At 65.0% G+C, this 26,113-nt stretch carries 31 protein-coding genes and 1 pseudogene; all 32 read right to left on the bottom strand.

All coding sequences use genetic code 11. The features are described from left to right. The gene (locus C8348_RS19970; protein WP_106755085.1) at window positions 1–1,197 is read right to left on the bottom strand and encodes a TraB/TrbI/VirB10 family type IV secretion system protein; all 1,197 of its coding nucleotides are present in this window, start codon (window positions 1,195–1,197) and stop codon (window positions 1–3) included. A gap of 35 nt (window positions 1,198–1,232) precedes the next feature. Beyond that, complete coding sequence (gene trbG / locus C8348_RS19965; protein WP_106755064.1) at window positions 1,233–2,276, bottom strand: P-type conjugative transfer protein TrbG; 1,044 nt, start codon at window positions 2,274–2,276, stop codon at window positions 1,233–1,235. Next, the gene (trbF, locus tag C8348_RS19960; protein WP_106755063.1) at window positions 2,273–2,956 is read right to left on the bottom strand and encodes a conjugal transfer protein TrbF; all 684 of its coding nucleotides are present in this window, start codon (window positions 2,954–2,956) and stop codon (window positions 2,273–2,275) included. Before trbF ends, trbG begins: the two co-directional genes overlap by 4 nt. Before the next feature lie 2 nt (window positions 2,957–2,958). Further along, on the bottom strand, window positions 2,959–4,323 hold the full coding sequence (trbL, locus tag C8348_RS19955; protein ID WP_106755062.1) for a P-type conjugative transfer protein TrbL: 1,365 nt from the start codon (window positions 4,321–4,323) through the stop codon (window positions 2,959–2,961). 2 nt (window positions 4,324–4,325) lie between these two features. Further along, a complete protein-coding gene (gene trbK-alt / locus C8348_RS19950) occupies window positions 4,326–4,610 on the bottom strand; it encodes a putative entry exclusion protein TrbK-alt (protein ID WP_106755061.1) in 285 nt (94 codons plus the stop codon). Window positions 4,611–4,620: 10 nt separating this feature from the next. Beyond that, complete coding sequence (trbJ, locus tag C8348_RS19945) at window positions 4,621–5,379, bottom strand: P-type conjugative transfer protein TrbJ (RefSeq protein WP_106755060.1); 759 nt, start codon at window positions 5,377–5,379, stop codon at window positions 4,621–4,623. Beyond that, window positions 5,376–7,814, bottom strand: coding sequence for a conjugal transfer protein TrbE (gene trbE / locus C8348_RS19940; protein WP_106755059.1), 2,439 nt, complete (start codon window positions 7,812–7,814; stop codon window positions 5,376–5,378). The genes trbJ and trbE overlap by 4 nt, the downstream gene beginning before the upstream one ends. Window positions 7,815–7,825: 11 nt before the next feature. Next, window positions 7,826–8,107 carry a VirB3 family type IV secretion system protein gene (locus C8348_RS19935; RefSeq protein WP_106755058.1) on the bottom strand — a complete coding sequence of 94 codons (282 nt, stop codon included), beginning with the start codon at window positions 8,105–8,107 and terminating at the stop codon, window positions 7,826–7,828. Further along, window positions 8,107–8,400, bottom strand: a complete 294-nt coding sequence (locus C8348_RS19930) for a TrbC/VirB2 family type IV secretion system protein (protein WP_244294079.1) — start codon at window positions 8,398–8,400, stop codon at window positions 8,107–8,109. The genes C8348_RS19935 and C8348_RS19930 overlap by 1 nt, the downstream gene beginning before the upstream one ends. Before the next feature lie 44 nt (window positions 8,401–8,444). Then, window positions 8,445–9,437: a P-type conjugative transfer ATPase TrbB gene (gene trbB, locus C8348_RS19925; RefSeq protein WP_106755057.1), complete on the bottom strand. Its 993-nt coding sequence runs from the start codon at window positions 9,435–9,437 to the stop codon at window positions 8,445–8,447. Window positions 9,438–9,602: 165 nt separating this feature from the next. After that, window positions 9,603–10,055 carry a ribbon-helix-helix protein, CopG family gene (locus tag C8348_RS19920; RefSeq protein WP_106755056.1) on the bottom strand — a complete coding sequence of 151 codons (453 nt, stop codon included), beginning with the start codon at window positions 10,053–10,055 and terminating at the stop codon, window positions 9,603–9,605. Between the two features lie 7 nt (window positions 10,056–10,062). Beyond that, window positions 10,063–12,051, bottom strand: a complete 1,989-nt coding sequence (locus C8348_RS19915; RefSeq protein WP_106755055.1) for a conjugal transfer protein TraG — start codon at window positions 12,049–12,051, stop codon at window positions 10,063–10,065. Window positions 12,052–12,078: 27 nt separating this feature from the next. Then, complete coding sequence (locus C8348_RS19910; protein WP_106755054.1) at window positions 12,079–13,818, bottom strand: relaxase/mobilization nuclease domain-containing protein; 1,740 nt, start codon at window positions 13,816–13,818, stop codon at window positions 12,079–12,081. 244 nt (window positions 13,819–14,062) lie between these two features. Further along, window positions 14,063–14,779 (bottom strand): lytic transglycosylase domain-containing protein, encoded by a 717-nt coding sequence (locus C8348_RS19905; protein WP_106755053.1) that lies wholly within the window; start codon window positions 14,777–14,779, stop codon window positions 14,063–14,065. Window positions 14,780–14,783: 4 nt separating this feature from the next. Continuing rightward, window positions 14,784–15,137, bottom strand: a complete 354-nt coding sequence (locus tag C8348_RS19900; protein WP_106755083.1) for a DUF736 domain-containing protein — start codon at window positions 15,135–15,137, stop codon at window positions 14,784–14,786. 68 nt (window positions 15,138–15,205) lie between these two features. Continuing rightward, window positions 15,206–15,751 (bottom strand): conjugative transfer signal peptidase TraF, encoded by a 546-nt coding sequence (gene traF / locus C8348_RS19895; protein ID WP_106755052.1) that lies wholly within the window; start codon window positions 15,749–15,751, stop codon window positions 15,206–15,208. Beyond that, window positions 15,748–16,269, bottom strand: coding sequence for a DUF2840 domain-containing protein (locus C8348_RS19890; protein ID WP_106755051.1), 522 nt, complete (start codon window positions 16,267–16,269; stop codon window positions 15,748–15,750). The genes traF and C8348_RS19890 overlap by 4 nt, the downstream gene beginning before the upstream one ends. Beyond that, complete coding sequence (locus C8348_RS19885) at window positions 16,266–16,517, bottom strand: hypothetical protein (RefSeq protein WP_106755050.1); 252 nt, start codon at window positions 16,515–16,517, stop codon at window positions 16,266–16,268. Before C8348_RS19885 ends, C8348_RS19890 begins: the two co-directional genes overlap by 4 nt. Next, the gene (gene parA, locus C8348_RS19880) at window positions 16,514–17,167 is read right to left on the bottom strand and encodes a ParA family partition ATPase (protein ID WP_106755049.1); all 654 of its coding nucleotides are present in this window, start codon (window positions 17,165–17,167) and stop codon (window positions 16,514–16,516) included. The genes C8348_RS19885 and parA overlap by 4 nt, the downstream gene beginning before the upstream one ends. Further along, window positions 17,164–18,279 (bottom strand): replication initiator protein A, encoded by a 1,116-nt coding sequence (locus tag C8348_RS19875; protein WP_106755048.1) that lies wholly within the window; start codon window positions 18,277–18,279, stop codon window positions 17,164–17,166. Before C8348_RS19875 ends, parA begins: the two co-directional genes overlap by 4 nt. Window positions 18,280–18,297: 18 nt before the next feature. Further along, window positions 18,298–18,576 carry a helix-turn-helix transcriptional regulator gene (locus tag C8348_RS19870; protein ID WP_106755047.1) on the bottom strand — a complete coding sequence of 93 codons (279 nt, stop codon included), beginning with the start codon at window positions 18,574–18,576 and terminating at the stop codon, window positions 18,298–18,300. A 141-nt stretch (window positions 18,577–18,717) separates the two neighbouring features. After that, the gene (locus tag C8348_RS22490; protein WP_244294077.1) at window positions 18,718–18,987 is read right to left on the bottom strand and encodes a DUF2285 domain-containing protein; all 270 of its coding nucleotides are present in this window, start codon (window positions 18,985–18,987) and stop codon (window positions 18,718–18,720) included. A 199-nt stretch (window positions 18,988–19,186) separates the two neighbouring features. Further along, a complete protein-coding gene (locus C8348_RS22485) occupies window positions 19,187–19,492 on the bottom strand; it encodes a transcriptional regulator domain-containing protein (protein ID WP_106755045.1) in 306 nt (101 codons plus the stop codon). A gap of 105 nt (window positions 19,493–19,597) precedes the next feature. After that, window positions 19,598–19,867 (bottom strand): DNA -binding domain-containing protein, encoded by a 270-nt coding sequence (locus C8348_RS19855; protein ID WP_106755044.1) that lies wholly within the window; start codon window positions 19,865–19,867, stop codon window positions 19,598–19,600. Between the two features lie 122 nt (window positions 19,868–19,989). After that, on the bottom strand, window positions 19,990–20,244 hold the full coding sequence (locus C8348_RS19850; RefSeq protein ID WP_106755043.1) for a helix-turn-helix domain-containing protein: 255 nt from the start codon (window positions 20,242–20,244) through the stop codon (window positions 19,990–19,992). A 196-nt stretch (window positions 20,245–20,440) separates the two neighbouring features. Beyond that, entirely contained in the window at window positions 20,441–20,767 is a 327-nt protein-coding gene (locus C8348_RS19845) for a DUF736 domain-containing protein (protein ID WP_106755042.1), read from the bottom strand. Window positions 20,768–21,333: 566 nt separating this feature from the next. Further along, window positions 21,334–21,776: pseudogene (locus C8348_RS19840) on the bottom strand (hypothetical protein). A 142-nt stretch (window positions 21,777–21,918) separates the two neighbouring features. Continuing rightward, window positions 21,919–22,086: a hypothetical protein gene (locus tag C8348_RS22215; protein ID WP_198647160.1), complete on the bottom strand. Its 168-nt coding sequence runs from the start codon at window positions 22,084–22,086 to the stop codon at window positions 21,919–21,921. Between the two features lie 349 nt (window positions 22,087–22,435). After that, window positions 22,436–22,927 (bottom strand): P-loop nucleotide/nucleoside kinase family protein, encoded by a 492-nt coding sequence (locus C8348_RS19835; RefSeq protein WP_106755041.1) that lies wholly within the window; start codon window positions 22,925–22,927, stop codon window positions 22,436–22,438. Window positions 22,928–23,275: 348 nt separating this feature from the next. After that, window positions 23,276–23,701 carry a GFA family protein gene (locus C8348_RS19830; protein WP_106755040.1) on the bottom strand — a complete coding sequence of 142 codons (426 nt, stop codon included), beginning with the start codon at window positions 23,699–23,701 and terminating at the stop codon, window positions 23,276–23,278. 125 nt (window positions 23,702–23,826) lie between these two features. Further along, a complete protein-coding gene (locus C8348_RS19825; protein ID WP_106755082.1) occupies window positions 23,827–24,750 on the bottom strand; it encodes a DUF2493 domain-containing protein in 924 nt (307 codons plus the stop codon). Between the two features lie 314 nt (window positions 24,751–25,064). Continuing rightward, complete coding sequence (locus C8348_RS19820; protein ID WP_198647159.1) at window positions 25,065–26,105, bottom strand: DUF7146 domain-containing protein; 1,041 nt, start codon at window positions 26,103–26,105, stop codon at window positions 25,065–25,067. Window positions 26,106–26,113: the final 8 nt, after the last annotated feature.

The following is a 26,113-nucleotide window of genomic DNA, read 5'->3' as shown; positions in this document are numbered from 1 at the left end:
TTAGCCTCCGTAGGGTTCGAGCACGAGATCGCGCGTGACGATGACACGAACCGGAAAGCCGGGTCGAATGGTGAGCGTGGGCGCGATATTGAGCTGACGCTGCACGATCTGCTGGCCGGTCTGGCTGACGCTGTTCGAGGCGCCCTGACGGAGCGCCTGGACCAGACTGTTTTCGTTCTGGCTGGTCCCCGCCTCGGCGCCGACGCTGAGCAGCGTCGAGAGTGCTGCGGCCTTGAACAACTCGCCCCAATGGTAGTCGACGCCATCCTCGAGGCCGGCATAGCCTTCGGCGTCGGCGCCGGGCTGACGCTCCAGCACGATCGAGCGACCGTTTGGAAAAATCAGCCGGTTCCAGACGAGCAGCACGCGGCGTTGGCCGAAGCCGACCCCGGCGTCATATTGCCCGACGACGCGCGTACCCTGCGGAATGAGCAGGATCTTACCAGTCGGGCTGTCGTAGATGTTCTCCGTCACCTGCGCGGTGATCTGGCCGGGAAGATCGGAGCGTATGCCGGTGATGAGCGCGGCGGAAATCACGGCGCCCGCCTGAAGCACATTGGCTGATGCGGGCGCGGTGACGCGATCGGGAGCTACGGTGCGCTTGTCGGGCGTCTGGTTCAGGAAAGCGAGCTGGCGGTCCTGCGCCGAAGGTGTCGCCGGCTGCGGCGCGAGGCCGAGGGTGGTGAGGTCGGTCTGTGGGGTCGGGGTCGTAACGGGCTGCACGGTTGTTCCGCTGGTCGCTGGCCGCGTCTCCGTCGAGGCGAACAGGCGCGCGGTCCTTGCGGCTTCCAGCTCCTGCAGGCGGCGCTGTTCCTCTTGGCTGGGACCGACGGGCGCCGGCGCGGCAATCCCGGGCGTCGGAACGAGCTGGCCGCCGTTCTGCGCATTGAGGATCGGGCGGCCAAGATCGCCCGGCAATGGCGGCCCGAGCTTCGGCACGCCGCTATAATCCTTTGGCAGGCCAGCGAGGCCGTCCGGCGTCGTGCGATTGTCGGTCGAATAGAGTTCTTGGCCCTGATTGCCGCCGTTCCGTGTCTGGAGTGCATAGATGAGCGCTCCGCCAACGCCGAGGCTGGCGGCGAGGCCGAGCCCGGCGAGCACCTTGCGCGACAGCCGCGTGACGCGCGGCGGCTCGGGACGCAGCCGCATGGGCGCGACCGGCTCACCGGTCAGCGGCCGAGCGTCATCCTCCGGCATTTTCCCTTCCTCCTTTCCGGGATCGATCTTGCTGGTCACGACGCTGGCCTCCCGTCGGTGCGGGAGATGCGGATGCGCTTCTGATCCTTGGCAGCGCCGAAGCGCAGTTCAGCGGCGGCGAACAGCCGGTCGACGATCATGTAGTTGCCGCGCACGCGGTAATTCACGAGCTCGGACGTATCGCCCTCCGGGCCGACGACGAACAGCGGTGGCAACTCGCCCTGGCCGATGCCACGCGGGAACTCGATGAAGACCTGTTTGCCGTCGTCAAATGCGCGCAGTGGCCGCCACGGCGCGCGGTCGCCCGTCACCTCGTAGCGGAAATTGACCCGGGCGAGATCAACCCCGGTCGCGACGGGCTGCGCCGCTTCGGCTTGGATGTTCTGGCGACGCAAAGCGATGAGCTGGTCCTGCGGATATTGCCAGGACACCGAGGCCATGTAGGTCTTCTCGGTAGAGCGCAGCTCCATGTGATAGGTGCGCCGGTCGGTGTTGATGACGAGGTTGGTCATCAATTCGGGCCGGGTCGGCTTGACGAGGATATGGACCTGTTTCGCCGCTCCCGTGCCGCTCTCCGTGTCGCCGATGATCCAGCGAACAGTGTCGCCGGCTGCAACCGGGCCGGTGCCGACGAGCTGCTCGCCTGGTTGAAGGCCGATATCGGTGATCTGCCCCGGCGAGGTGTAGACTTGATAGAGCGCGCCATCGACGAAGGGGTAGATCTGGATGGCGTTGATGAAGCCATTCCTGACCGGCTGCATCCGCGCTGCGGCGTTGGCCTCGTTCACGCGCGCGGCGGGATCGGTGAGTTCCGGGACAGGTTTGCCGTCCTTGCCGACGGCCTTCAACTGGCTTGGCAGCGGCAGCGGCTTCGGGAGTTCGACGACTTGCACGGGCTTGGGCGGGTCGGCCGCCTGCACGGCGGGCGCGGCGTTGTCATAGTCGATATCGGGCGGCGGAATGTGCCCGGCGCATCCGGCGAGTGCTGATGCAGAAAGCAGCAAAGCCGCGAGTGAGACTTTACGGAAAGCCGGACGCACCGCACTCCAGGGGGCGGCTTTGCGGAATGCTGGCGTCATTGTCCAAGCTCCTTCGACCAGTTGATGGCGTTGACGTAGATTCCGAGAGGGTTCTTCCGCAGCGTGTCGGCATCGCGGGGCGGCTGCACGGCGGTCGTGAGGATCGCCGACCAGCGTTCGGTGGCGCTGAGCGAACCGTCCTGATAGCGGCGCTCGATCCAGGCGACGCGGAAGCTTGAGGGCGACGCGCGAATGACCGACGACACCTCGATCGCAACCTGTTGCTTGCCGACCTTGGCGAAGGGATCGTTGGCGCGGGCGTAGTCATTGAGCGCGAGTGCGCCGCCCTGCGTTGTGTAGTCATAGGCGCGCAGCCAGTTCTGGCGGACAATGATCGCATCGGCGGGAATCGAGCGGACTTCTTCGATGAAGCGCGCGAGGTAGAAGGCGATCTGCGCGTCATTCGGCTGATAGTCGGCGGTGGCGGGCGCGACCGCCTGCGCCTGGCCGAGGCGATCGACCTGCACGACCCACGGCACGACTGAACCATTCATGGACTGCCAGACAAGCGCGGCAGACAATCCCGACGACACGGCGAGTGAGCCGAAGGCCATCAGGCGCCAGTTTCTCGCCTGCACGCGGGCGGAGCCGATGCGATCGTCCCACACCTGCGCGGCGCGCTGATAGGGCGTCTCAGGTTCGGGGGATTTGCCGTAATGGGTGGAAGGTCGCTTGAACATAGTCAGTCACTTTCAGAGAGGTTGACGGAAGAGCCGCCGCCATGGGCGTCGCCGCTGCGCACCGCATGGGCGGCGGCCTGAACGCCGTGCGTGAGTTGCTGCGAGCGTCTCATGCGCGTCGCCCAGGCCGGCGGGTTGTCGGTGGCGGCGGACGAAGCGGTTGATCCGGATGCGGCTTCAGCGCCATCGCCGCTGACCGTGCCTGCGGTCGAAGACCCGCCCGTCGTCTCGAAGGCGGCGCGCGCACCCGACTGGTAGCTTTCCCGGATGCTGTCGGCGGCGCGACCAGCCGCGCGGCGCAGCGGCGAGACCGCTGCCCGTGCGCCGGTCGAGGCGACGTTGCCGAGGCCTGACGCGACGGCGGATGCACCGGTTTCACCGGCCGCGCCGAGGCTGTAGGCAGTGGATGCGCCACCGGCGAGTGCGGCTCCGCCACGGGCAGCGGCGGCCGCGCCGCCTGCCAGCGCCGCGCCCCCGGAGGCAACAGCGCCGACAGTGGCCGCGCCAGCAGCGACGACCCCGCCTGCGGCGAGACCCGTGCCGATGACTGCGCCTGCGCCGAGTTGCGGACCGCCGGAGACCAAGCCGTTGGCGATGCCGGGGCCGAAGATGCCGAGGCCTAGCAGCGAGAGCGCCGCCAGAACGATCGCCATCGCATCGTCGATCGAGGGCGTGGCGCCACCGAAGCCCTGGGTGAACTCAGAGAAAAGGGTCGAGCCGATGCCGATGATGACGGCGAGCACCAGCACCTTGATGCCGGACGAGATGACGTTGCCGAGCACCCGTTCGGCCATGAAGGCGGATTTGCCGAACAGGCCGAAGGGGATCAGCACGAAGCCGGCGAGCGTCGTCAGCTTGAACTCGATCAGCGTGACGAAAAGCTGGACGGCAAGAACGAAGAAGGCGAGTAGCACCAGCACCCAGGCGAACAACATGCACGCGATCTGGATGAAGTTCTCGAAGAAGGACCAATAGCCCATGAGGTTCGAGATGGAATCGAGCAGCGGCCGGCCAGCGTCGAGGCCGGTCTGCGCGACCTTGCCGGGGCGCAGGAGATCGCTGACTGAGAAGCCGGTGCCGGACGCCTTGAGGCCTAGCCCTGCGAAGCTCTCGAAGACGATGCGCGCGAGATTGTTCCAGTTGCCGATGATGTAGGCGAAGACGCCGACGAACAGCGTCTTCTTGACGAGGCGCGCGATGATGTCCTCGTCGGCGCCCCAGCTCCAGAACAGCGCGGCCAGCGTCACGTCGATTACGATCAGCGTGGTGGCGATGAAGGCCACCTCGGGTTTGAGCAACCCGAAGCCGCTATCGATGTAGCGGGTGAAGACGTCGAGGAAATGGTCAATGACGCCGGTGCCCTGCATGATCAGCGTGCTCCTTCGGACTGCGTGGCCGTGGCCGGTTGACCTAGGAAGCGACGGCGATTTTCGGCCCAGGCCTTCAGGCAAGACGGATCGCGGCTACCTGCCGCTCCGATCCCGCTGCACCGGGTGAGTTCCGCATCGAGCGGATCTCGCGTGACGAGCGGTGGTCGCTGTGCCGTCTGGCTCTCCGCCTGATAAACAGGACGATTGACCTCGATCGCGGTCGCCACGACGGCGAGCGCGATGAAGACGACGGCGCCGATGCGTGCGAGGGTCTTACCGTCCATCGCGCGATCCTCAGTTGTTGCCGTGGAACATCTGCGCATTACCCGGCTGGTAGCCGGCGCCGGGCGTCAGGAAGCGGCGGCGCTGTTCCTGCCCCTGCGCGGCTGCCGCGGCCTGCTCAGCCGATTGCAGCGCCTGCGCGCGGCCGTTGGCGGCGACAACGGCGGTCAGATCGGCGAGCTGCTGGGCCTGAAGCGCGAGAAGCTGGTTGCCGGCCTGCGTTGCCTGAAGAGCACCGGTCGCCGACTGGCTCGCTCCGACCAAGGCCGACATCTGCGTCCGATTGGTGTCGATATTGCCGACGGCGGTCGCCTGCACGCGCATGGCGTCCTGCAATCCGCCGACCGTGTTCTGCCAGCGTGAACGAGCGTCGGCGACGAGCTGGGCGTCCGACGCTGACATCGAGACATTGGCGTATTTGGTCTGGAACGCCTGATCGATCGCTTGCACGTTGTAAGCGATGTTCTGCGCCTGGCTGAGCAGTTGCTGCGTGCGCTGCACCGACTGCTGAAGCTGCTGGAGCGAGGAATAAGGCAGGCTCGCAAGATTGCGGGCCTGGTTGATCAGCATCTGCGCTTCGTTCTGAAGCGAGGTGATTTGGTTGGTGATCTGCTGAAGTGAGCGCGCGGCGGTGAGGACGTTCTGAGCATAGTTCGACGGATCGAAGACGATGATGGCGTACGCCGGCGTCGCCAGCATCGAGGCGACCGCGATGGGTGTGATCAGCAGCGCGGCGACGAGCCGCGTCGCACGGGTGCGACGAAGTTTCATTGGGACTTCTCCTTGTTGGCGAGGTTGGGAATGAGGTCGGCGGCCCAGGTCACGCCGCGATGGCGCAGCCAGGCATCGAGGAAGCCGTCCACGCCATGCTCTGCGACTATGCTGGCGATCGCAGCCTGATCGGTCTTCGACGATGCGGCGCAGAGGGCCAGCGCCACCTCAGAGAGGCCGAGTTCGAACAGACGGTTGCCGCGGCGCGACTGGCAGTAATAGTCGCGCTTCGGCATGGCGCGGGCGAGGATCTCGATCTGCCGGTCGTTGAGGCCGAAGCGGCGATAGATTGCGGTGATCTGGGGCTCGATCGCGCGCTCATTCGGCAGCAGCAGCCGGGTCTGGCAGCTTTCGATGATGGCGGGCGCGATGGCCGATCCGTCGATGTCGCTGAGCGACTGCGTGGCGAAAATGACGGAGGCGTTCTTCTTGCGCAGCGTCTTCAGCCATTCGCGAAGCTGGCCGGCGAAACTCTCGTCGTCGAGCGCCAGCCAGCCTTCGTCGACTATGATGAGTGTCGGCGAGCCGTCGAGTCGGTCTTCGATCCGGTGGAACAAGTAGGCGAGTACGGCGGGCGTGGCCTCGGTGCCGATCAGCCCTTCGGTCTCGAACGCCTGCACCGTCGCCGTGCCGAGATGCTCGCTTTCGGCGTCGAGCAGTCGACCCCAGGCGCCGCCGATGCAATATGGGCGCAATGCCTGCTTGAGGTCGTTGGACTGGAGCAACACGCAGAGACCGGTAATCGTGCGTTCGTCGAGCGGCGCGGAGGCGAGCGAGGTCAGCGCCGTCCAGATATGCTCTTTCACTTCCGGCGTGATGGCGATGCTCTCGCGGGTCAGGATCGCGACGATCCAGTCGGCCGCCCATGCTCGTTCGGCCGTCTCCTCGATACGGGCGAGCGGTTGAAGGCTGACGGACGTTTCCGAGCCATCCGTCAGGCCCCCGCCGAGATCGTGCCAATCGCCGCGCATGGCGAGTGCGGCTGCGCGGATCGAACCGCCGAAATCGAAGGCGAAGACTTGGCAGCCCGGATAGCGGCGGAACTGCAAGGCCATCAGCGCCAGCAGCACGGACTTGCCCGCGCCGGTCGGCCCGACGATCAGCGTATGGCCGACATCGCCGACATGAAGGGCAAACCGGAACGGGGTCGAGCCTTCGGTCTTGCCGAAGAGCAGCGGGGGTGCTGCGAAATGCTCGTCCCGTTCGGGCCCCGCCCACACTGCCGACAAGGGGATCATGTGGGCGAGGTTCAAAGTGCTGATCGGCGGTTGCCGGACATTGGCGTAAACGTGCCCCGGCAGGCTGCCGAGCCAGGCATCGACCGCGTTGATGGTCTCGGCCATCGCCGTGAAGTCGCGGCCCTGGATGACCTTCTCGACGAGACGTAGCTTCTCGTCGGCGACGCGCGGATCGCCGTCCCACACTGTCACGGTGGCTGTGACATAGGCGATCCCGGCATAGTCGGCGCCGAGTTCCTGAAGCGCGAGATCGGCGTCCGCCGCCTTGTTCGATGCATCCGTGTCCACCAGCACGGATTGCTCGTTGGTCATGACTTCCTTGAGGATGGCAGCGATCGACTTGCGCTTGGCGAACCACTGCCGCCTGATCTTGGTCAGCAGCTTGGTCGCGTCGGTCTTGTCGAGCAGGATCGCACGCGTTGACCAGCGATAGGGAAAGGCCAGCCGGTTCAGCTCATCGAGCAAACCCGGCGTGGTCGCTGTCGGAAATCCGGTGATCGTCAGAACGCGCAGATGCGCCGATCCTAAGCGCGGCTCCAGCCCGCCGGTCAGCGGCTGATCGGCGAGCAGCGCATCGAGATAGACCGGCGTCTCGGGCACGCGGACGCGGTGGCGGTGCGTCGAGACGCAGCCGTGCAGGTAGGTCAGGGTCTCCCCGTCATCGAGCCAGCGGCATTCGGGCATGAAGGCTTCGACTAAGCGCAGCAGCCGGTCGGTGCGGTCGGCGAAGCCCGCCATCACCTCATGGGGGTCGATGCCGGTCTTCTCACGGCCCTCATAGAGCCAGGTCTCGGCGCGGGCGGCGTCCTCGGCCGGCGGCAGATAGGTGAAGGTGAGGAAATAGCTGGACTCGAAATGCGATCCTGCTTCCTCGAAATCGGCTTTCCGTTCCGCATCGACCAGCGCGGACGCGGCATCCGGGAACACGCTGGCGGGATAGGTCGCGGCGGCGTGGCGCTGCGCTTCGACGAAGATCGCCCAACCGGAGCCGAGACGCCGGAAGGCGTTGTTGAGGCGGCCAGCGACCGCGACCAGCTCGGCCGGCACCGCCGAATCCAGATCGGGACCACGAAACCGCGCGGTGCGCTGGAAGCTGCCATCCTTATTGAGCACGATGCCGGGCCAGGCCAGCGCCACCCAGGGCAGGAAGTCGGCGAGCCGGGCTTGTCTGTTACGATATTCGGCGAGATTCATCATGCCCCGCTCCCTCAGACCGAAAGGTGCGCGGGGATGCGCAGATGGCGGCGGCCGACCTCGACGAAAAGCGGATCGCGCTTCGCCGCCCAGACGGCCGCGAAGTGTCCGATCGCCCAGATGGCGATACCGACCAGCCAGAGCCGCAGGCCAAGGCCGACTGCGCCGGCCAGCGTGCCGTTCATGATGGCGATAGCGCGCGGCGCGCCGCCGAGCAGGATCGGTTCGCTTAGCGCCCTGTGCAGCGGGACGGTGTATCCGGGCACGTCTCCGCCCTGTTCGACGACGCTTGCCATCAGACCAGCGCCCCTCCGCCGAACGAGAAGAAGGACAGGAAGAAGCTCGACGCGGCGAAAGCAATCGACAGGCCGAACACGATCTGGATCAGGCGGCGGAATCCGCCCGATGTGTCGCCGAAGGCGAGCGTCAGACCGGTCGTGATGATAATGATGACCGCGATGATCTTGGCGACCGGACCTTCGATCGACTGCAAGATCTGTTGCAGCGGCTGTTCCCACGGCATCGACGAGCCGGATGCATGGGCGGGCGCGGCCAGACCCAAGCTCAGCGTGGCGACCGATACGATCATGGCGAGGTGCCGGCGCGTCAGGCGCAGGCGTTGAACAACAGGCATCATTGAGAGGTTCCTTCTTCGGGCTGGGGGTGAATGGTGGCGGGCACGACTCGGTAATCACCGTCCGGGCCGAGGCCCTCGACGCGGGCGAGTTCGGAAAGCCGGCGCGCGGACCCGCGACCGGACAGCACCGCCACAAGGTCGATCGTCTCGGCGATCAGCGCGCGCGGGACCGTGACGACGGTTTCCTGGATGAGCTGTTCCATGCGCCGGAGCGCGCCGATGGCGCTACCGGCGTGGATCGTGCCGATCCCGCCGGGATGGCCGGTGCCCCATGCCTTCAAGAGGTCGAGGGCTTCGGCGCCGCGCACCTCACCGACCGGGATGCGGTCGGGGCGCAGGCGCATCGAGGACCGGACGAGATCGGACAGCGAGGCGACGCCATCCTTGGTCCGCATGGCCACGAGATTGGGCGCGGCGCATTGCAGTTCGCGCGTGTCCTCGATGATGACGACGCGATCGGCAGTCTTCGCCACCTCGGCGAGCAGCGCGTTGCTCAGTGTTGTCTTGCCGGTCGAGGTGCCGCCGGCAACGAGGATGTTGGCCCGGGACGCAACGCCCTCGCGCAATGCCTCGGCCTGGGCGGCCGACATGACGCGCGCGCGGATGTAGTCGTCGAGCGTGAACACGGCGACGGCGGGTTTGCGGATGGCGAAGGCGGGCGCCGCGACCACCGGCGGCAACAGGCCTTCGAACCGCTCCCCCGTCTCGGGCAGTTCGGCGGAAACGCGCGGGGCGCCGGCATGGACCTCCGCGCCGACATGGTGCGCGACCAGGCGGACGATACGTTCGCCATCGGCGGGCGACAAACGTTCGCCCGTATCGGACAGTCCTTCGGAGAGCCGATCTATCCAAATGCGCCCGTCCGGGTTCAGCATCACCTCGACGACGGACGCATCTTCCAGAAACCGGGCAATCGCCGGTCCCAGCGCCGTGCGCAGCATTCGCGCGCCCCGCGCAAAGCCTTCTTGATTGTGTTGTGAAGCCTTCATGTCGCCCCGAACTCAGCGGGGACAGACAGACCTTCCCCTTGCGGGGTTGATTAAAAGAGCCTGATTTTGGGCGGATTCAACAAGGATTCAGCGTCGTAGTAGTGTAGCGTGCAAATACAGGAGAACGGCGGTTGCCACCGGATCTTGCAGGCGCCCTGACCATGACTATTCGCCGCGCGTGCGACTATCCTGATGCTCCGAGTCGTTCATATCCTCGGAAATTTCCTGCCGCAGCTTAGGCCCCTTGGCCAGGCGTCGTCCGAGCGCGGTGACGAACTGATCATAGCGTTCGCCCGCCTTCGCGCGGGCAGCCTGCGCAGCCGGCTCCGGCAGTGTCGGCATGGTCGAGACCCAGTATTTGATGAACACCGCGAGGCTTTCCACGGCGATACCAACATCGCGCTCCAGCCTCGTCATGCGACGATCGAGCTGGTCGAGCCGCTTGGTGATCGCTGCTTCCTGTTTTTCGGCGGCATCGGGCGAGAGAAAGGATTCGATTGCCGCTTCCGCGACAAGAGAGCGGGAATGATCGCGCCGTGCGGCGTGTTCGGCCAGTCGGTTCATGACCGCTGGATCGAGGTAGACGGACAGGCGCTGCTTGCGGGATGATTTTGTCATGGGTGTCTCACAGGTCCATGCCGTCGCCTGGATCGAGTGACACCTGACGCGCCACGCCCTGCATGATGCGGTTCATCCGGCTGTTGCGCGCGGCTTCATCCTCGGCCTCGTCCCGGTCTGCGTCGATCTCGAACGGGTTGTCGATCGGCATCGGCTTCTCGACCGGCTTCACCCGGTTGAGTTCGGGCTGTTGGCGGCGCTCGGATTCGGTCGGATCGTCATCGGCGGCTTTTGCCGCTTGGTTGGCGCCGACGATCTGTGGGCGTGGCGGCAACGGCAGCGTGGTCCAGTCATCGGGCCGGACCTGCTTCGGCGCGGCAAGCGAAGGCGGCGGCAGGATGCGTTCAACGAAGCGTGCATCCTCGTAATAGCGTGCCTTCCTCGCGCGGATCGGCGGGGTGCCGGCAGCCATGACGATTTCGTCGGAGGGCGCAAGCTGCATGACCTCCCCGGGGGTGAGGAGCGGACGAGCGGTCTCAGAGCGCGACACCATCAGGTGCCCGAGCCAGGGCGACAGACGGTGTCCGGCATAGTTTTTCATCGCCTTCATCTCGGTGGCGGTGCCGAGCGCATCCGACACGCGCTTGGCCGTTCGCTCGTCATTGGTCGCGAAACTGACGCGGACATGGCAATTGTCGAGGATCGAGTTGTTGGCGCCATACGCCTTCTCGATCTGGTTCAGCGACTGCGCGATCAGGAAGCTCTTGAGGCCATAGCCCGCCATGAAGGCGAGCGCGCTCTCGAAGAAATCGAGCCGCCCCAGCGCGGGAAACTCGTCGAGCATCAGGAGAAGCCGATGACGGCCGGCTTTCGCCTGGAGATCCTCGGTCAGGCGGCGGCCGACCTGGTTGAGGATCAGGCGGATCAGCGGCTTCGTGCGGTTGATGTCGGACGGCGGCACGACAAGATAGAGCGTCGTCGGGTGCTTTCCACCCACGACGTCGCCAATCCGCCAATCGCAGCGGCGCGTCACCTCGGCGACAACGGGATCGCGGTAGAGGCCGAGGAAGGACATGGCGGTCGACAGCACGCCCGACCGTTCGTTGTCCGACTTGTTGAGCAGTTCGCGCGCCGCCGATGCGATCACCGGATGCGGCCCGGCTTCGCCGAGATGCGCCGTCGTCATCATCGCCGCGAGTGTGGATTCGATCGGTCGCTTCGGATCTGAGAGGAAGGCCGCGACGCCGGCGAGCGTCTTGTCCGCTTCGGCATAGAGGACGTGGAGGATCGCGCCGACCAGCAGCGCATGGCTGGTTTTCTCCCAATGGTTCCGCTTCTCGAGGCTGCCTTCGGGATCGACCAGGATGTCGGCGATGTTCTGGACGTCTCGAACCTCCCATTCGCCGCGGCGCACCTCGAGCAACGGATTATAGGCTGAGGATTTGGCGTTGGTCGGATCAAACAGCAGCACGCGCCCATGCTGGGCACGAAAGCCAGCGGTGAGCTGCCAGTTCTCGCCTTTGATGTCATGGACGATCGCCGATCCCGGCCATGTCAGCAGCGACGGCACGACCAGGCCGACGCCCTTGCCGGAGCGCGTCGGCGCGAAACACAAAACATGCTCCGGGCCGTCGTGACGAAGATAGTGGCTGTCGTAGCGGCCGAGCACGACGCCATCCGGGCCAAGCAAACCGGCCGACTTCACTTCCTCCGCCTCGGCCCAGCGGGCTGAACCGTAGGTCTCGACCTTCTTCGCCTCCCGCGCGCGCCAGACCGACATGCCGATAGCGACGGCCACGGCGATGAAGCCTCCGGACGCTGCGATATAGGCGCCTTCGACGAAGACCTGTGGCGCATAGGCGTCATAGCCATACCACCACCAGAAGAAGGATGGCGGCAGGTAGATCGGGAAGCCGAACAGCCGGAACCATGGCGCGCCCAATTCAGGCTGAAACCCGAGCCGCCAGGCCACCCATTCGGTCGCCCCCCAGACGCAGATGAGGACGATGGAGAGAACGGAGATGATCTGGCCCCAGAGAATCTTGGTGGCGGGCATGGGCAATTCCTTGTCTGCAATGGTGGGTCAGAGGCCGAGGCCGCGCTTGCGGCCAAAGCTCCAGCCGATGCCGCCGTCGTCGCGAGCGACGCCGGAGACATGGCGGCCGAGTTGCTTTTCGAGGGAGGGTGTCCAGGGCACGAGCTGGAAGCCGAGGCCGTCATCGATCATGGCGAAGCGACCGGAGGCGAGCGTGAAGCGCTGGCGATAGGAACCGGCGACATATTCGCCAGGGCCTGCGCGATTGAAGGGCTGGCCGGTCTCGGCGGCGAGCTTCTCGCCCAGCGCCTCCAGTTCGCGGGCGCGCAGCGTGTCGATCAAGTTGCGCGCGAAGGTGACGCGCTGGCCGTGCTTCTCTGCGAAGCCCTGTTCGATCAGGTGCTCGGCGCGCTGTTCCATCGCCTGCCGCACCTCGGCGCCGAAGCCGCTGTCGGAGAGCGCGACGGGTTCACGCGCGATGTTTTGGCGATCGAGCCAGGTCGCGCCCGACGCGGTGATCTGGTCGGCGATGGCGAGATCGGAACGAACTGCGAGCGCCATCCGACGCTGACCTTGCGCGTCGTCGAACTTGCGCAGCTCGACGATCGAGCCCGGCGCGCTGTCGCCAGCCGCATCGAGATCCGGAAACCTGATGTGATGAGCACGCCCATCGACGCCATCGACGACGGCATAGGCCGTGCCGTTCAGTTCGTCATCAAGACCACGTGTCACCAGCCGGCCGATGATCGGGGTGTCGAGGCTCTCGGCGGCGAGAACGTAGCTCGCCGAACCCCGCTCGATGCCGTGTTCGGTGAGCGCCCGGTGCATTCGCTTGATGACGTCGCCGCGCGTCCCCAGCTCGCGCAAGGTCGCCTCGGCCTTCTCGTCGATTACCCACTGGCCGGGGCCGACTTGGTCGGCAAGCCCGAGGGCTTCGAGTTTGCGCAGGCGGCCGACCTTTTGGGCGTGATAGACTTCCGGTTGTTCGCTCGGCCGTGGCGCGAGGTCGATGACGCCGGTATCGCGCGCATCGCGGACAAGCTGGCGATCGAGCTGGGTCCAGCGTTCGGCATCGACCTGGCGGTCCAGTGTGCGGCGGATGTCGAGATCGGTGCGGGGGCCGAGTTCCTGGGTGATGAGGTCGCGCGCGCGGTCGCGCATTCCGTCTTTGATGTAGTCGCGGGAGATGACGAGATCCTGCCCGTCGTCACGGACCCCCCGAACGATCAGGTGGACATGCGGGTGCTCGGTGTTCCAGTGATCGACGGCCACCCAGTCCAGGCTTGTGTCCAGATCCCTTTCCATCTGGCTGACCAGATCGCGGGTGAAAGACTTGAGGTCCGCCATCTCCGCCGCGTCGTCGGGCGAGAGGATGAAGCGGAAGTGATGACGATCTCCCTCACTTCGCTCCGCGAAGGCTTTTGGATCGGCGTCGTCCACGCCAGGACCGAACAGCCTTGCCTTTTCTCCGTCTCGGGTGACGCCCTCGCGGCGCAGGTAATTGAGATGGGTGACGAGTGGCGCGGAACGGGGGCTGTGGCGCACCACGCGCGCCTTGATCACGGCGCCGCGCGAGCGCGCGGTGATGAAACGATTGGCCTGGATGCTGGCACGCTGGCCGCGCCCGAAGCGTGAGCGGTTGCCGGCAACGATCCGGCCCGAGCGTGAAACGCCGGCGCCGGCCTTCTTCGCGGCGGCGAGCGCCTGCGCGATGAAGGGTCGCGCGCGCTGTGCGCCGGAGGAGCGAATGCGGCCAGGCCGGATGCGAAACTCGGTGTCGTCGGTCATAGCCGAGACCCCGCACATCGCGCCAAGTGCAGGAAATCATAAGGAAATGGGTATGGTTGCGAGGTGCGGGAAACCCGCGCGCCTCGCGAAAATGCGCCATAACTCCTTGAAACAACACGACCGCAACAAGCCGCACCTCGCGGCCTTTTATCCTGCCATCCTTCGGTCGTGTTGCCTGTGCTCCACCTCTGCGCTCTCTGGAATACGCCAGCGCCCGCTATCGTGCGATTGGGAACTACCGCGCTCATCGCATCGGCCCGGTATCAGCGCGGGCGACGAACAGCCCGCCGGATTGCGGCACGATGGCGGAAACGTCACGCACCTCTGGCGTCGGTCCTGCATCGGTCGAAGAGCGCTCGGCCTGCACAGGATCGGCAGCGGGGCGGCGATCCGGCTGTCCGATGAACAGCGGCGCGCGGGTCCACGCCAGCGGATCGACTACTGCCAAGACGGTAGGTTTGGTCGCGCCGTTGCTGTCCAGCGCTGGCGCGACATTGGCGAGATAGGCGCGGGTTTCGGACGGTAGCGGACGGCCGCTCAGCGACGCCTCATAGCGACCGGGACCGGCATTATAGGCAGCGATCCAGCCGGGCGAGCCGTAGCAGTCGAACAGCTCACGAATGTAGGCCGCGCCCGCGATGATGTTGTCATGCGGGTCGTATGGGTCTGCGCCGAGACGGTGGCGGACGCGCAGGCCCGCCCAGGTCTGTGGCATGATCTGCATCAGGCCGATCGCGCCCTTGGGCGAGAGGGCGCGCGGATCGCCATTGCTTTCCGCGCGCAGCACCGCCCTGATCCATGCAGCCGGAAGCTCGAAGCGCTGTGCCGCTTCCGCGATGTGATCGGCGTAAGGATCGCGCGGCGTTGGCCGAGCGGTCGTGACGGGATCGGCGAGCGACGGCGCGGATTGAACGCAAGCGAGCGCGAAGCCGGAAAGGAGAAGGAGGGCGGTGCTGCGCATGGCGTCAGTCCTTCCCGTCGCATTTTGGCAGGCGGCTCCAGTGCAGCGACCAGTGCGTTCCGGCATCGTCGTCGCGGAACAGGTTGGCGCGGATCGGTTGCAGGAAGGTCGGATCGTCGAGCTGGATCGCGACATAGTCGCCGGCCTTCTCGCCGGTGCGGTTCCAGCCGGCGCCGACTTCCGCGCCTGCCTCGCCGGTCTCGCCATCGACGAGGTGGACGCGAAACTGGGGTGCGTTCTCGGCGTCTGATGGCTCTGCCGAGACGATGAGAATGTCCTGAGCCAGCATCAGCGTCGTCAGATGTCCGACGAAGCCAGTGCCGTCGTCGTCGTGCGTGAATGTGCCGATCTGTGGCATGGTGGTTTCCTTGGCGGTGGCGTTGAGAAATCCATCGGCGAGCACCGCTCCCGCCGATGGGAAAGCGGTCAGTGCGCGGCGGCGCGCCAGACGAAGCGGCCATCGCCGGCTTCGTCGGTGTAGATCGGTGTCGCCTTGCCGATGACGGTGCGCGCCGGGATCGGGCCGAAATAGCGGCCGTCGAGGCTGTCGGGCACGGACGGATTCATCAGGAAGATGTCGCTGTCCGCGATGCGGCGGCAGCCCTGCCAGACCGGCAGCGGACGGCCACGTCTGTCACGGTCGAGCGCGTCGCCGATCGGCACGGTATCGACCGTCACGGCATCGCCGGTGCGGCAGACTTGTTGACCGGGAAGCGCGGCGACACGCTTCATCAACGGCACGCCGCGACCGATATACCCGCGCTCGACCATGAAATCGGCGAGTGGCTTGTCCGGCATGACAGTGACCAGATCGCCGACCGCCAGCTGGCGGGACGGATCGAGGTCGTAGAGGCCGATTGGCACGCTGGCCGAGGCGTTCCACACGAGGCGCAGCGGTGTTGGAACGAACGACGCGAAGGCGACGCCCATGATCGAGAAACACGTCGCCATGACATAGCCGAAGCGGGTCATTGCTCGATCTCCCGCCGCTTGAGCCACGCTTGATGGCGTTCCATCGTATAAGCGCGCGGCTCGTGGCCTGCGCTCATCCGGTTGGCTACGTGCCGCCAGTGATCAGGAGCGACATCGCAGGCGTCGATGTCGGCCGCTTCCACCGCGTCGATGTGGCGGAGCACTTGTTCGACCTTCGGCCAGCCTTCGATCTTCAGGAGGATGTCGCCGCCGGGGCGCACGAAAGGCAGCGTCTGATAGGCTTCACCCGGCTCGACGGCGCGCACGATGTCGATGCGGGAAATGATCGTGCCGAAGTCGTTGCCCGCCCAACGGACGAAGGCGAAGATGCTTTGCGGCCGGAACGAGAGAACACGCCTGCGGCGGTCGAGAATCTCTTCGTGCGCCTCGCGGCCGAACCTGATCCAATTCTCGATCCTTTTCTCGATCCAGGTCAGTTCGACATGGGTGAGATCGTCTGCTGCGCGGCCACGTGGAGCGGCGACGCGGCGCACGGCGGCATCCGTGGCGCGGTTCATGAGGGGTCTCCTGGGTTCGGTGGGAATTCGCGCGTGAGCAATTCGCGCAAGGCTTCGGCGACCGTGACGCCGCGCCGAAACGCGGCGACCTTGATCCGGGCGCGAAGGTCGGGCGTCACATCGATAGTGAGACGCGCGCTGAACGCGCCAGCCTCGTTGGATCGCGGCGCGGCATCGGCGGCCTTGATCCAATGTTCGGGATCTGCTGGCCGGGCGGCGAATCCACGACGGGTGGGACGCTCGCTCATCGCGCAGTCCTCCCGATGCGAAGCCGGTCGATCTCGCCGGCCAGCGCGGTGATCTCGCGCGCTGCGAGCGTGTCGTCGTCGAGTTCAGCGACAAGCCGCCCGGACTGCGCGGCCGCTGCAAAGCCGATGCGTTGCCCGATAGCGCTTGCGAGCGCTTGCGGATCGTGGTCGGCAAGCATTTCGGCTGTCTCGCGCGCCATCACCGTGCGCGAGGCGCAGCGGTTGAGCACGAAACGGGCGACCAACTCCGGCCGATAGATGCGCGCCTCGGTGAAGAGCGACAGCATCTCGGCGGAGGCCCAGCCATCGAGAGGTGATGGCTGCACCGGGATCAACACCAGGTCGGCGGTAAGGAGCGCCGAACGCATCAGGCTGGCGACACGAGGCGGCCCGTCGATCACGACGTAGTCCGCATCTCGCGCTAGCTCGGGGGCTTCGCGGTGCAGCGTGTCGCGCGCCAGGCCGATCACCCCGAACAGGCGCGGCAGGCCTTCGCGGCTGCGCTGCTGCGACCAGTCGAGCGCCGAGCCCTGCGGGTCGGCGTCGATCAGCGTGACGCGATGTCCTTGCCGAGCCCATTCACCGGCGAGGTTAAGCGCCAACGTGGTTTTGCCGACGCCGCCTTTCTGATTGAGGAGCGCCAGGATCATCGCGCGCCTCCCGAACCGGGATCGAGAGCTTCAGGAGGTGCGGCGTTCTCGTCCCCCTTACCGGCTGGTCCGAGGGCGCCGATGGTTCCCTGATGGGAGTTCTGCACATCGCGCGCGCGCTCTAAAAAGTTAGATTCTGAGTTAGAGTCTAAGTTAGGAGCGCGAATTTCGGTTTTGACGCCGTGGGTTAAGGCCTGTTTCGGTTCCCGATGGCACGAGGGGCCGGTTCCTGATGGCACGTGCCCTCGGGTTCCCGATGGCACGACGCTATTCACAGGATATCCACAGGCCGGTGCGGGCTCGAAGGCGAGCAGCATCCGTCCGCCGACTTCGATTTCGAGGGAGAGCGTGTAGCCGGGCAGCGGCTGCCTACGGATGATGTCGCGCAGCTCGAAGGCGAAACGTTTGAAGGGCGAGAGCGCGCCGGATTTCAGGTGCAGATGGTGAAAATCGAAGCGCCAGCCATTACGCTGGCGGCCGCCATGTTTGCGGACGAGCCGGTAAAGCCAACGATCCAGTCCGCCCGTCAAATCGAAGTAGGCGCGGTCGATGGTGAGCACGAGCGCGTTGTCGAGCACGGCCTGATAGAACCAGTCGGGCACGATCAGTTCGACGCCGTCGGGCCGGCCGCCGCGATCGGTGCGTTCCTTCCATTCGTTGATCCACGAGAAGCGATGCCGACGGCCCTCGGCGGGCTGGCGTATCGAGGTGCAAACGGTCGTCGATTGAAGGCGGTCGAGCGCCGCCTTCAGGCGCTGATAGTCGCGCAGGGACGTGCCGCGACCGATGAACCTCAGGATTTCATAGGGAGTGGCGACCATGAGGCGCGAGGTGCGCAATCCTGTATCACGCGCCTCGACGATCTGGCTCGCCGCCCAGATCAGGATGTCGGCGTCCCATATGGTCGCCATCCCGTGATCGGGTACGGCCTCGACCCGGATGGAAACGCCGCCGGCGACGAAATCGATCGGCGCCACGCGATGCGTTTTGGACAGGGAAAAGAACGGATAGGCCATGAGATCCTGCGCATCTCGGGGCGCGAACTCGCCGGGGAGCGCTCGGAACAGATCGAGCTGTCCACGCTCTGAAGAGGGCCGATGTCGCGCCGCCATTGGGGAAGCCGCTCGCGATCAGCGCGCGTATCGAACTTGCGGCGCGGCGGGCGATGTATGGCGCTTCGCCGGCAGCACGCTCCCGCGCGGGTCCGAGGTGGACGTGACGGCGCCGCGCTCTGCCCATGCCTGGAGATCGTCGACGGCATAGACGACTCGCCCGCCGAGCTTTTTGTAAGCCGGCCCGGTTCCGTAGGTGCGGTGCTTTTCGAGCGTGCGGGCGGAGAGGCTGAGGAATTCGGCAGCTTCCTTGGTGCGAAGGAAGCGCGGAGGTAGGACGGCGAGATCGGGTCGCATAAATCGGCCTTTCGTGGGCTTCAATGAAGCTGCCGATGGTCGGCGGCGGACGAAGGTCACGATGGCGAAGGACGGGAGACGAGTTGCAGGGCGAAGTTGGGGGGACCCAAAATCCCACACCGTGCAGACCGATCGGCTTGATCAGGATCGGCGCCGATGACGGAGCAATTTGCGATAACCGCCCGCAATGAGGTCATGCGCATCCCTGAGGAGCGACATCACGGCATGTCGGCTCGACGACATCTGCCAATCGTCGCGACTGAGACGCTCGACGCCAAAGATGACTTTTGCGATCTCTTGTTGGGTTGCGCCGTCGCGATGAGCATCAAAAGCGCGAAGCATTTTGCGCTGACGCGCACGTTGTTGCCTGGTCAGCCGCATATCCGGGGGGATGGTGCGCCCGTGAAGCATGGCGAGCAGTCGGAGCACCGCCTCTACCCGGTCAAAACCTTCCAGGCCCAGAGGTATGACGGCGGCGACTGGACGCTCAGCCCGCGTCTCGGCGGCGAGAAGAAATTGAATGCGTTGCGCGGGATCATCGCCCCGCAAGAAGCCGTTGCCACGGTCGTCTGTTCTGAGGATGTCCTCAAAACCGGTTCGAGACTGGCCTTCAAGTGAGAGGTTTTCGACGGGAGCCGGTGCGAGGAGGACGATGCTGGTGTCGAGATCCGCATCCCAGAAAACGTTTGCCGCGGGAACATCGAGGATCGGATCGACCGGGAAATCGCAACCCCCATCGCTGGCGGATTTGATCCGACAGCGTGTCAGCGGCGGCGGAGTTTCTGAACCAATTCTCGAAGTCCAGATCGTAGGCTTCGTTACGTCGAAGCCACTCCCAGGCGATATCGGATGCGGACGAACCCTCGACGTGATCGTAATAGGTCGAGGATCGCCAACGCGATGCGTCGGGCGTCATCACAGTCCTCCCCAGATTCAAGCGTTTGACGGGGAGGACAAAGATTCCCGGATGAGTTGTCTGGCGGAAGCCTGAGTCTGGGCAGCGCGTGATGCCACGGCGGCATCACCTCGAGCCGGCGCGCAGACCTTCTCGGGCCAGTTCACGATAGCCGTGCTCGGTCATCCAGCGGGCGCGCGCGAGATGGGTGTCGTGCATTTGGCGACAGCCTACCGGGTCGAGATCGGGATCGAGACCGAAGAGAATCTGGACCACCTCGCGCCAATCCGCGCCATCACGGGCGGAATCGAGCAAGCGCAGGTAGAGAACCATATGCTCTCGGTCATATGTCGTCAGAGTTTTGCCCGCCGGTGGCTCGCTCAGAATCTGCGCCATCGATATTCCCCCGAGACAGCATATGCGCTGAGCAACGTCCTGTTAACCAAATTCCATTTTGTCATTGATCCATGACACCTGTCGCAAAAAGGAAACCGGGTGCGCGCACCCAAGTCGAGCGACTAGACCGGCGATTTTGGCTCGTTTCGCTCATGGAGCAGCAGCACGCCTTCACCTTTATCGGTCGCCAGAAGGACGATGCCGGCTGCTTCGAGCGCCCGTCGGACCTGATCGCGCGTCGTCTCGTACACCTCGAGTCCGTTTTCGGATTCGAGGCGCTTGAGCGCGGTCAGCGATGTCCGGGCCTTGTCAGCGAGCGTCTCCTGCGTCCAACCCAGCAACGCGCGCGCGGCCCGCGATTGTCGGGCGGTGATCATGCATGATCACCTCCCACCACGGCTGACGCGCATTCCAGAACTACGACTAAAATAGTCGCCCTAGTGCAAAGCGCCACAGAAATCTACGTTGAGCGCGTTCGGAAATCGGCACTTGGATAGGCGTCCGCGCTTGGCTGATTCGGTCGCTTTGCACGCCGAAGGCCCCGACCTTCCGGCAGGGGCCTTGCGCGGTGCCTCAGTCGCCGCGCCGCCCGTTGGGACGGGACCAGATCAGCGAGAAGGTGTCTTCGCCCTCGTCGTCGAAGAGGTTGGCGTAGATCGGGGCATTGAAGCTCGGATCGTCGAGCTTGAGGCCCAGATAGTTGCGACCTTCGTTGGAGCGCTTGGACCAGGCGGCGCCAATTTCGGCGCGGCCGACTAGGACCCGGTGGCTGGGGGCGTTCTCGCCGGTGGCGCGCTGGTCGGGGACGATGCGCACGTTCTTGGCCTGGACGCTGAGGGTGACGATGTCGCCGGTGAACTCGTTCGAGCCGGTCTTCTTGAAGGTGCCGATGGTCGCCATTGTAAGTCTCCGTTTTCCGTTCCCGAGCCCGCACCATTGCGGCCTCGATGGCGATCGGCAGGCCGGAGGCGATCGACGGCGCACCCCGAAGGGGCCTGACAGCTAAGGAGGGCTTTCTTGTTTCGCGAGGAATGACGGCGCAGCCGGCAGGGGAAGAAAGTTTGACGCCGCTGTTGCGTCATAGGCGATCGAGGCGCAGCCGACCTTCGGCCAGATCAGGCCATTGAAGAGGCCGTTTGGAGCGGTCGAGATACGGTCAGAGAACGGAGAAGATGGCGGCCGTCCCGCATTGGCAAACCGGCGTCACGGCACGCTCACCGGCTTCGTCTCCTCCCGGTAGGCCTACGTTGCCGCATTCCGACCTTCCACCGCCCTCCGGGAAATCGCCGCGCCAGCGTCCGGTGCGCCGCAGAGACATGATTCTGCCTGGGCTGCGCTCCAACGACGATCGTCTTTCCGGGGCCGAGCGTCGATCCGCGCCGCATCCGCCCATCGCAACGGTATGAGACGACGGGGAAGGCGACAGCCACTCGCTATTCTGATCCTCCTTACGGCGATGACGAAGATCAGGCCTGCGCAAGACCCCGGCCGGACGGGCTCGGGGCCGTCGCCATTCCCGCGACCCGCACGAAGGCGGAGATGCCGACCGCAACCGCGCCGATGACGGAGAACGTGATCTGCCATGCGTCGGAGGGCATGAGGTGCTTCACGATGCCATGGGTCGCATGGAAGCCGGCGATGGCCGCCGGCGCGACGAAGGCTGAGGCCACGATCAGCTTCAACCACATGGGCCGGACGAAGCTGATGAGCAGATGGCCGGCGGCGAGCGTGATCACCGCCGCCACGGCCCCGACCAGAAGGGCGCCGGGGATGTCGGCTCCGGTGCCGTGCTCCAGACGCCTGCGGTTACGGCGACGAACGCTGGCAGCGCGAAGACGACCAGCGTGAACAGCAGCCAGCAGAGCAAGCCGATCGCTGCGAGGGATGCAAGCATTGCGAGGATGATCATGGTGGTGGCCTCCGTAGGGGCAAGATCTGACGGTCGCGCCTTCCACCACCACCACGGCGCATCCGAAGTACAGCGCAGGAGCAACGATGCCGGGAGCGGAAATCGTCGGTGATTTCCGCGCGGGCGACCGGGGGCGCCTCGGTTAAGGGGCGAAGGGATCGATCTCATGGACGATGGCGGCGATGTCGCCATCATATTCGCTGGCGGGCGTGACCGACAGCGTGCCGTCGCCGGCCTGGAAGATGACGATGGCGGCCATCAGCGTGGTGGCGAGGCTGAAGGCGAAGGCGTGGGCGTCGTTGAGGGACATCGATCCGGCTCCTGTTCGAGCGGAGGACCATCCCCCGCTGACAGGCGCCCGATGAGTTCGGCCGATGGCCGCAATCACCGCGAAGGTGAAACCGTGAGCGGCGGCACGCGCAGCGTAGTCCGACCCTTTACGGGTTGATGGCGTCAGGCCATCGGCTGGACCAAAGGATCAGCGCCAATGGACGCGGGGTGGTGCCTGCCGAGTGGAGGAGCCGCCAAGTCCCACGCCGTCGATGATGGTGGGAACCTCGCCTCTCGTCATGAGAAACCGCTCGTTAGGCGCTATGACGATGGAGGCATGGCGGCGCCTGGACTCGCCGATGCTCCGCCAGACCTACGCTGATCGGACATTATTCGCGATGCAATATCACCTCGAAACCTTCGTCGACCGAGGGAGGAACGAAGTGACTGGTAAAGAGATCGAAGTCCTCTTCGCTGACGTTGAATTCGTGCTCGCCACTCGTATTTCTGCACTGGAGGCGGGCTTTGCACACCTCGTCCGATACATCTAGATAGTGGAGCTGATGCCTGCACCCCGCGCTCTCGAACAGGCTGCGCATCCATCCCCGAGTGGCTGGGGTGTTCGCCGGGAAGTCGAGCACGACCGATACCCCGCCGCGCAGCAGATCGATCAGGTGCGGGGTCATGGCTTCGCGCAGCCGTCTCGCGTTGCGAACATAGTCGGCCAAGCTGTTTTGTTCGCCGGGATAGAGGCGGGCAAGCCAATGATCTTCCCGCACGGCGACCGTGTGCGGCTGCTTGCTCAATTCAGTGGTGAGAGTTGATTTTCCTGCGGCGATCTTGCCACATACGAGATGCAGCGTCGGTTCGTTCGATGACATGACTTAGACCTTGGAAGACGCCAACGGCGTCATGACGTTCACAAGCGGAGAGACCCGACCCGATGTATCAGGCCGGGAGGTGAATTCGTCCGCTAGTCGCGACCGCGATGTGAACCAAGATCCTCATCCTGCAACAATACCGATCTTCCTGTTCCCAGTCCACAGCCGACATCGGGTTTTGGATAGACCTATCCTCGCACGATCAAGGTATGTTGAGGCGGAGGCAGCGCTTACGCGCCGCCAAACTTCCACACCGGGATGCCGAGCTTCTTGGCCTTGTCGGCGAGGTCGTTCATTTTTCCAGCCTTAAAGAAAGTCTGTTCGCGGGTCGTCCCCGCCCTGCGCGGATCATTCGGGAGGTCTCCAATCTGGTTGGGTTGCGAAGAAAGCGACGTTTTCCTCGAGCCGATCCCAGTGGGGTTTGTCGCGATCGAAAATGACCACTTCAACCTGCAGCCCGTCGGCGTTATCCATCGCGCCGAGCGGAAGCGTAATATGGTCGGCGCTCCGTGTGTTCCGGCCATAGACCGGGCTGCCGCAGGTTGCGCAAAATCCTTTCGTCACGGTTGAGCCTTTTCCGGACTGATAGGTGAACTCGCTGGTCGTCCCGTTTATGACAACGGCGTCCCGCCGAAACATGGCGCCAATGGAATGGCACGTGCCACTCAATCGCCGACACTCTTCACAATGGCATTGTGCAACCACGACTGGCGGACCAACAGCAGTAAAACGGGCTCCGCCACATAGGCATTTTCCACTATATGTTCGTGTCATAAGTCAGACCTTGTACTTGCGATGAGCAATCCGGCGTAGCCCGCCGAGCACATTGACCAAGCTTTGTTCCTTGTACACCGATGTGCCTCGCCATCGGTATAAAATGCGAAAAATGCTGGCGGCGCTTACGCGCCGCCAAACTTCCACACCGGAATGCCGAGCTTCTTGGCCTTGTCGGCGAGGTTGTCGTGAATGCCGGTGCCCGGGAAGTGCATCACGCCCTTGGGCACGATCTGCAGGATCTCGTCGTTGCGCTTGAACGGCGCTGCGCGGCTGTGCTTCGTCCAGTCTGGGGCGAAGCCGATCTGAGGGACGTTGCGGTTGGTCGCCCAGAGCGAGGCGATCTTCTCGGCACCCTTCGGAGACTTGCCGTGGATCAGCACCATGTCGGGGTGCTTTTCGCGAACCTGATCGAGCTTGGCCCAGATCAGCCTGTGGTCATTGAAGTCGAGCCCGCCGGTGACGACGATCTTGGGACCGGGAGGGAGAAGGATTTCCTGCTCGGCTCGCTTCTTCGCCATCAGGAAGTCGCGGCTGTCGATCATCGCCGAGGTCAGATTGCGATGGTTGATCTTTGAGCCGGTGCGCGGGAGCCACGGTTTGCCGATCTGGCGTTCGTAGTGTTCGGCGGCCTGGTCGCGCATCAGTTCGAAGGCGTTCTGCCGTTCGATGAGCGTCTTGCCCTCGGCGATCTGGCGCTCGAGTTCGACCGATTTCACCTCGCTGCCGTCCTGCTGCCGCTGCGAGCGTTTCTGCGCCTGCTCATTGTCGTCGAGTTCGCGGGCGATCCGATCGGCGGCGCGGTGGAACACGTTGACGGTCGACCAAAGGAGGTCGTCGAGGTCGGGTTCGAGGCGCGTATCCGCCAGGGTCGAGATCAGGGCGTCGAAGATGTCGGCGACAGCGCCTGCGACCTGATTGCCGTCGGGCAAGAGGCGCTGGTCGGGCTCGTCAGCGAAGGGGCGGTAGCCATAGAGCTGCAATTCGTTGAGGACGTGATCCGTAGGGGACGATTCGTGGTGGGGCTCATAGTCGTCATGCTCGCGCATGGTCTGCTCCTTTGGCTGGACCGCGACCGTCGCGGCCTTCATGGCGACGGTGCCCACGGGCGGAGCGGACCTGCACCCGGCGCCAAGCGCCGGGCCGGAGCATGAGCGGAGGATGCCGGAGGGCGACTATTTTGTTTCGCGATGGAAAGGCGCGGCACGCGCCGCCGGAAAATAGTCGGCCGCAGGCATTGCCTGTCCGAACCGCATGTGGGTCGATCGCCCTCTCGAAGGCCGAGGCGCGGTCCTCCCCAAAGGATCGTGCATCCATGCGAGCATGGTGGCGGCCCGAGCGCCGGCACCGCTCAGTCCGCGATCTAGGCCGCCAGCAGCATGAAACGGGCCACGTCCTGCGGTGCGAGTTGCACCCGGATTTGCGCTATCAGCGCGTCACGGCCGAATGTACGGAGATCCTCGTTGAAGTCCCCGAGTAAGGGGGACAGGGTAATCGCCTCGATCCCGATCGCGTTCGCCCGTTCGATTAGAGAGTTCCGCGCTCCGTTCCCGGCGTGATCGTTGTCGCGCACGACATAGAGCCGACGCAGCGCGTCGTGGAACTGGATGGCAGCGAGGTGAGCCGCGGAGAGTGCTGCGGCCGCCGACATGCCGGGCATGACCTCGCGCGCAGAGAGCACGCTTTCGATGCCTTCACCTGCCGCCAGTACCTCGCCGGGGAGTCCGAAGCGGACCGCGTGTCCGAGAAGGTCGCCCATCGCTTTGCGCTGCGTGTCGATCGGCGCCTTGTCGGAGCCGTCCGGGGCGAGCCAGGTCCGATGCGCGCCGGTGATCCTGCCGGAGAGATCGGTGACGACGCCGACCATTGCCGGCCAGGTCTCGGTGGGGCCGTGCTCATCGGGCCGATAATAGCAACGGGGATGGAAACGCAGGTTTCCGCATCCGTGCAAAGCCGTAATCCCGCGTCCGCGCAAATACGCTTCTACGAGCGTGCCGCCGATCGGCTGACACATGGCAACCAGTCGGCGTGCAGCCTCGGCCGACCCCGATGGTGCCGACGTGCGAGCGTGCTGTTTCGGTTGGGGTTCGGGATCGGGATGCGGCAGGCTGAGGAAGTGACGGGCCTCTTCAGCGACGTCGGCGAAGTCAATAAGGCCCAGCGATTCACGGATCACGTCGAGCAGATCACCATGTTCGCCCGTCGCGGCGTCGGTCCATTTGCCGGCAGGGCCTTTGGCGCTGGCTTTGAGGCGGACATACATCGAGCGGCCCGGTGTGTTGCGCACATCGCCGACCTGCCAATAATGGCCCTGTCGGCGACCGGCCCCAAGATAGCGGCGGCACACCGCCTCGGCCTGCCTGCCGAGACGCTGCGCCAGGTCGGAAGCATCGTGCCGGGACATCACGCCGC

The sequence above is a fragment of the Pannonibacter carbonis genome, from assembly GCF_003012935.1.
GTDB classification, from domain to species: domain Bacteria; phylum Pseudomonadota; class Alphaproteobacteria; order Rhizobiales; family Stappiaceae; genus Pannonibacter; species Pannonibacter carbonis.
This window is presented reverse-complemented; position numbering and strand designations above follow the sequence as displayed.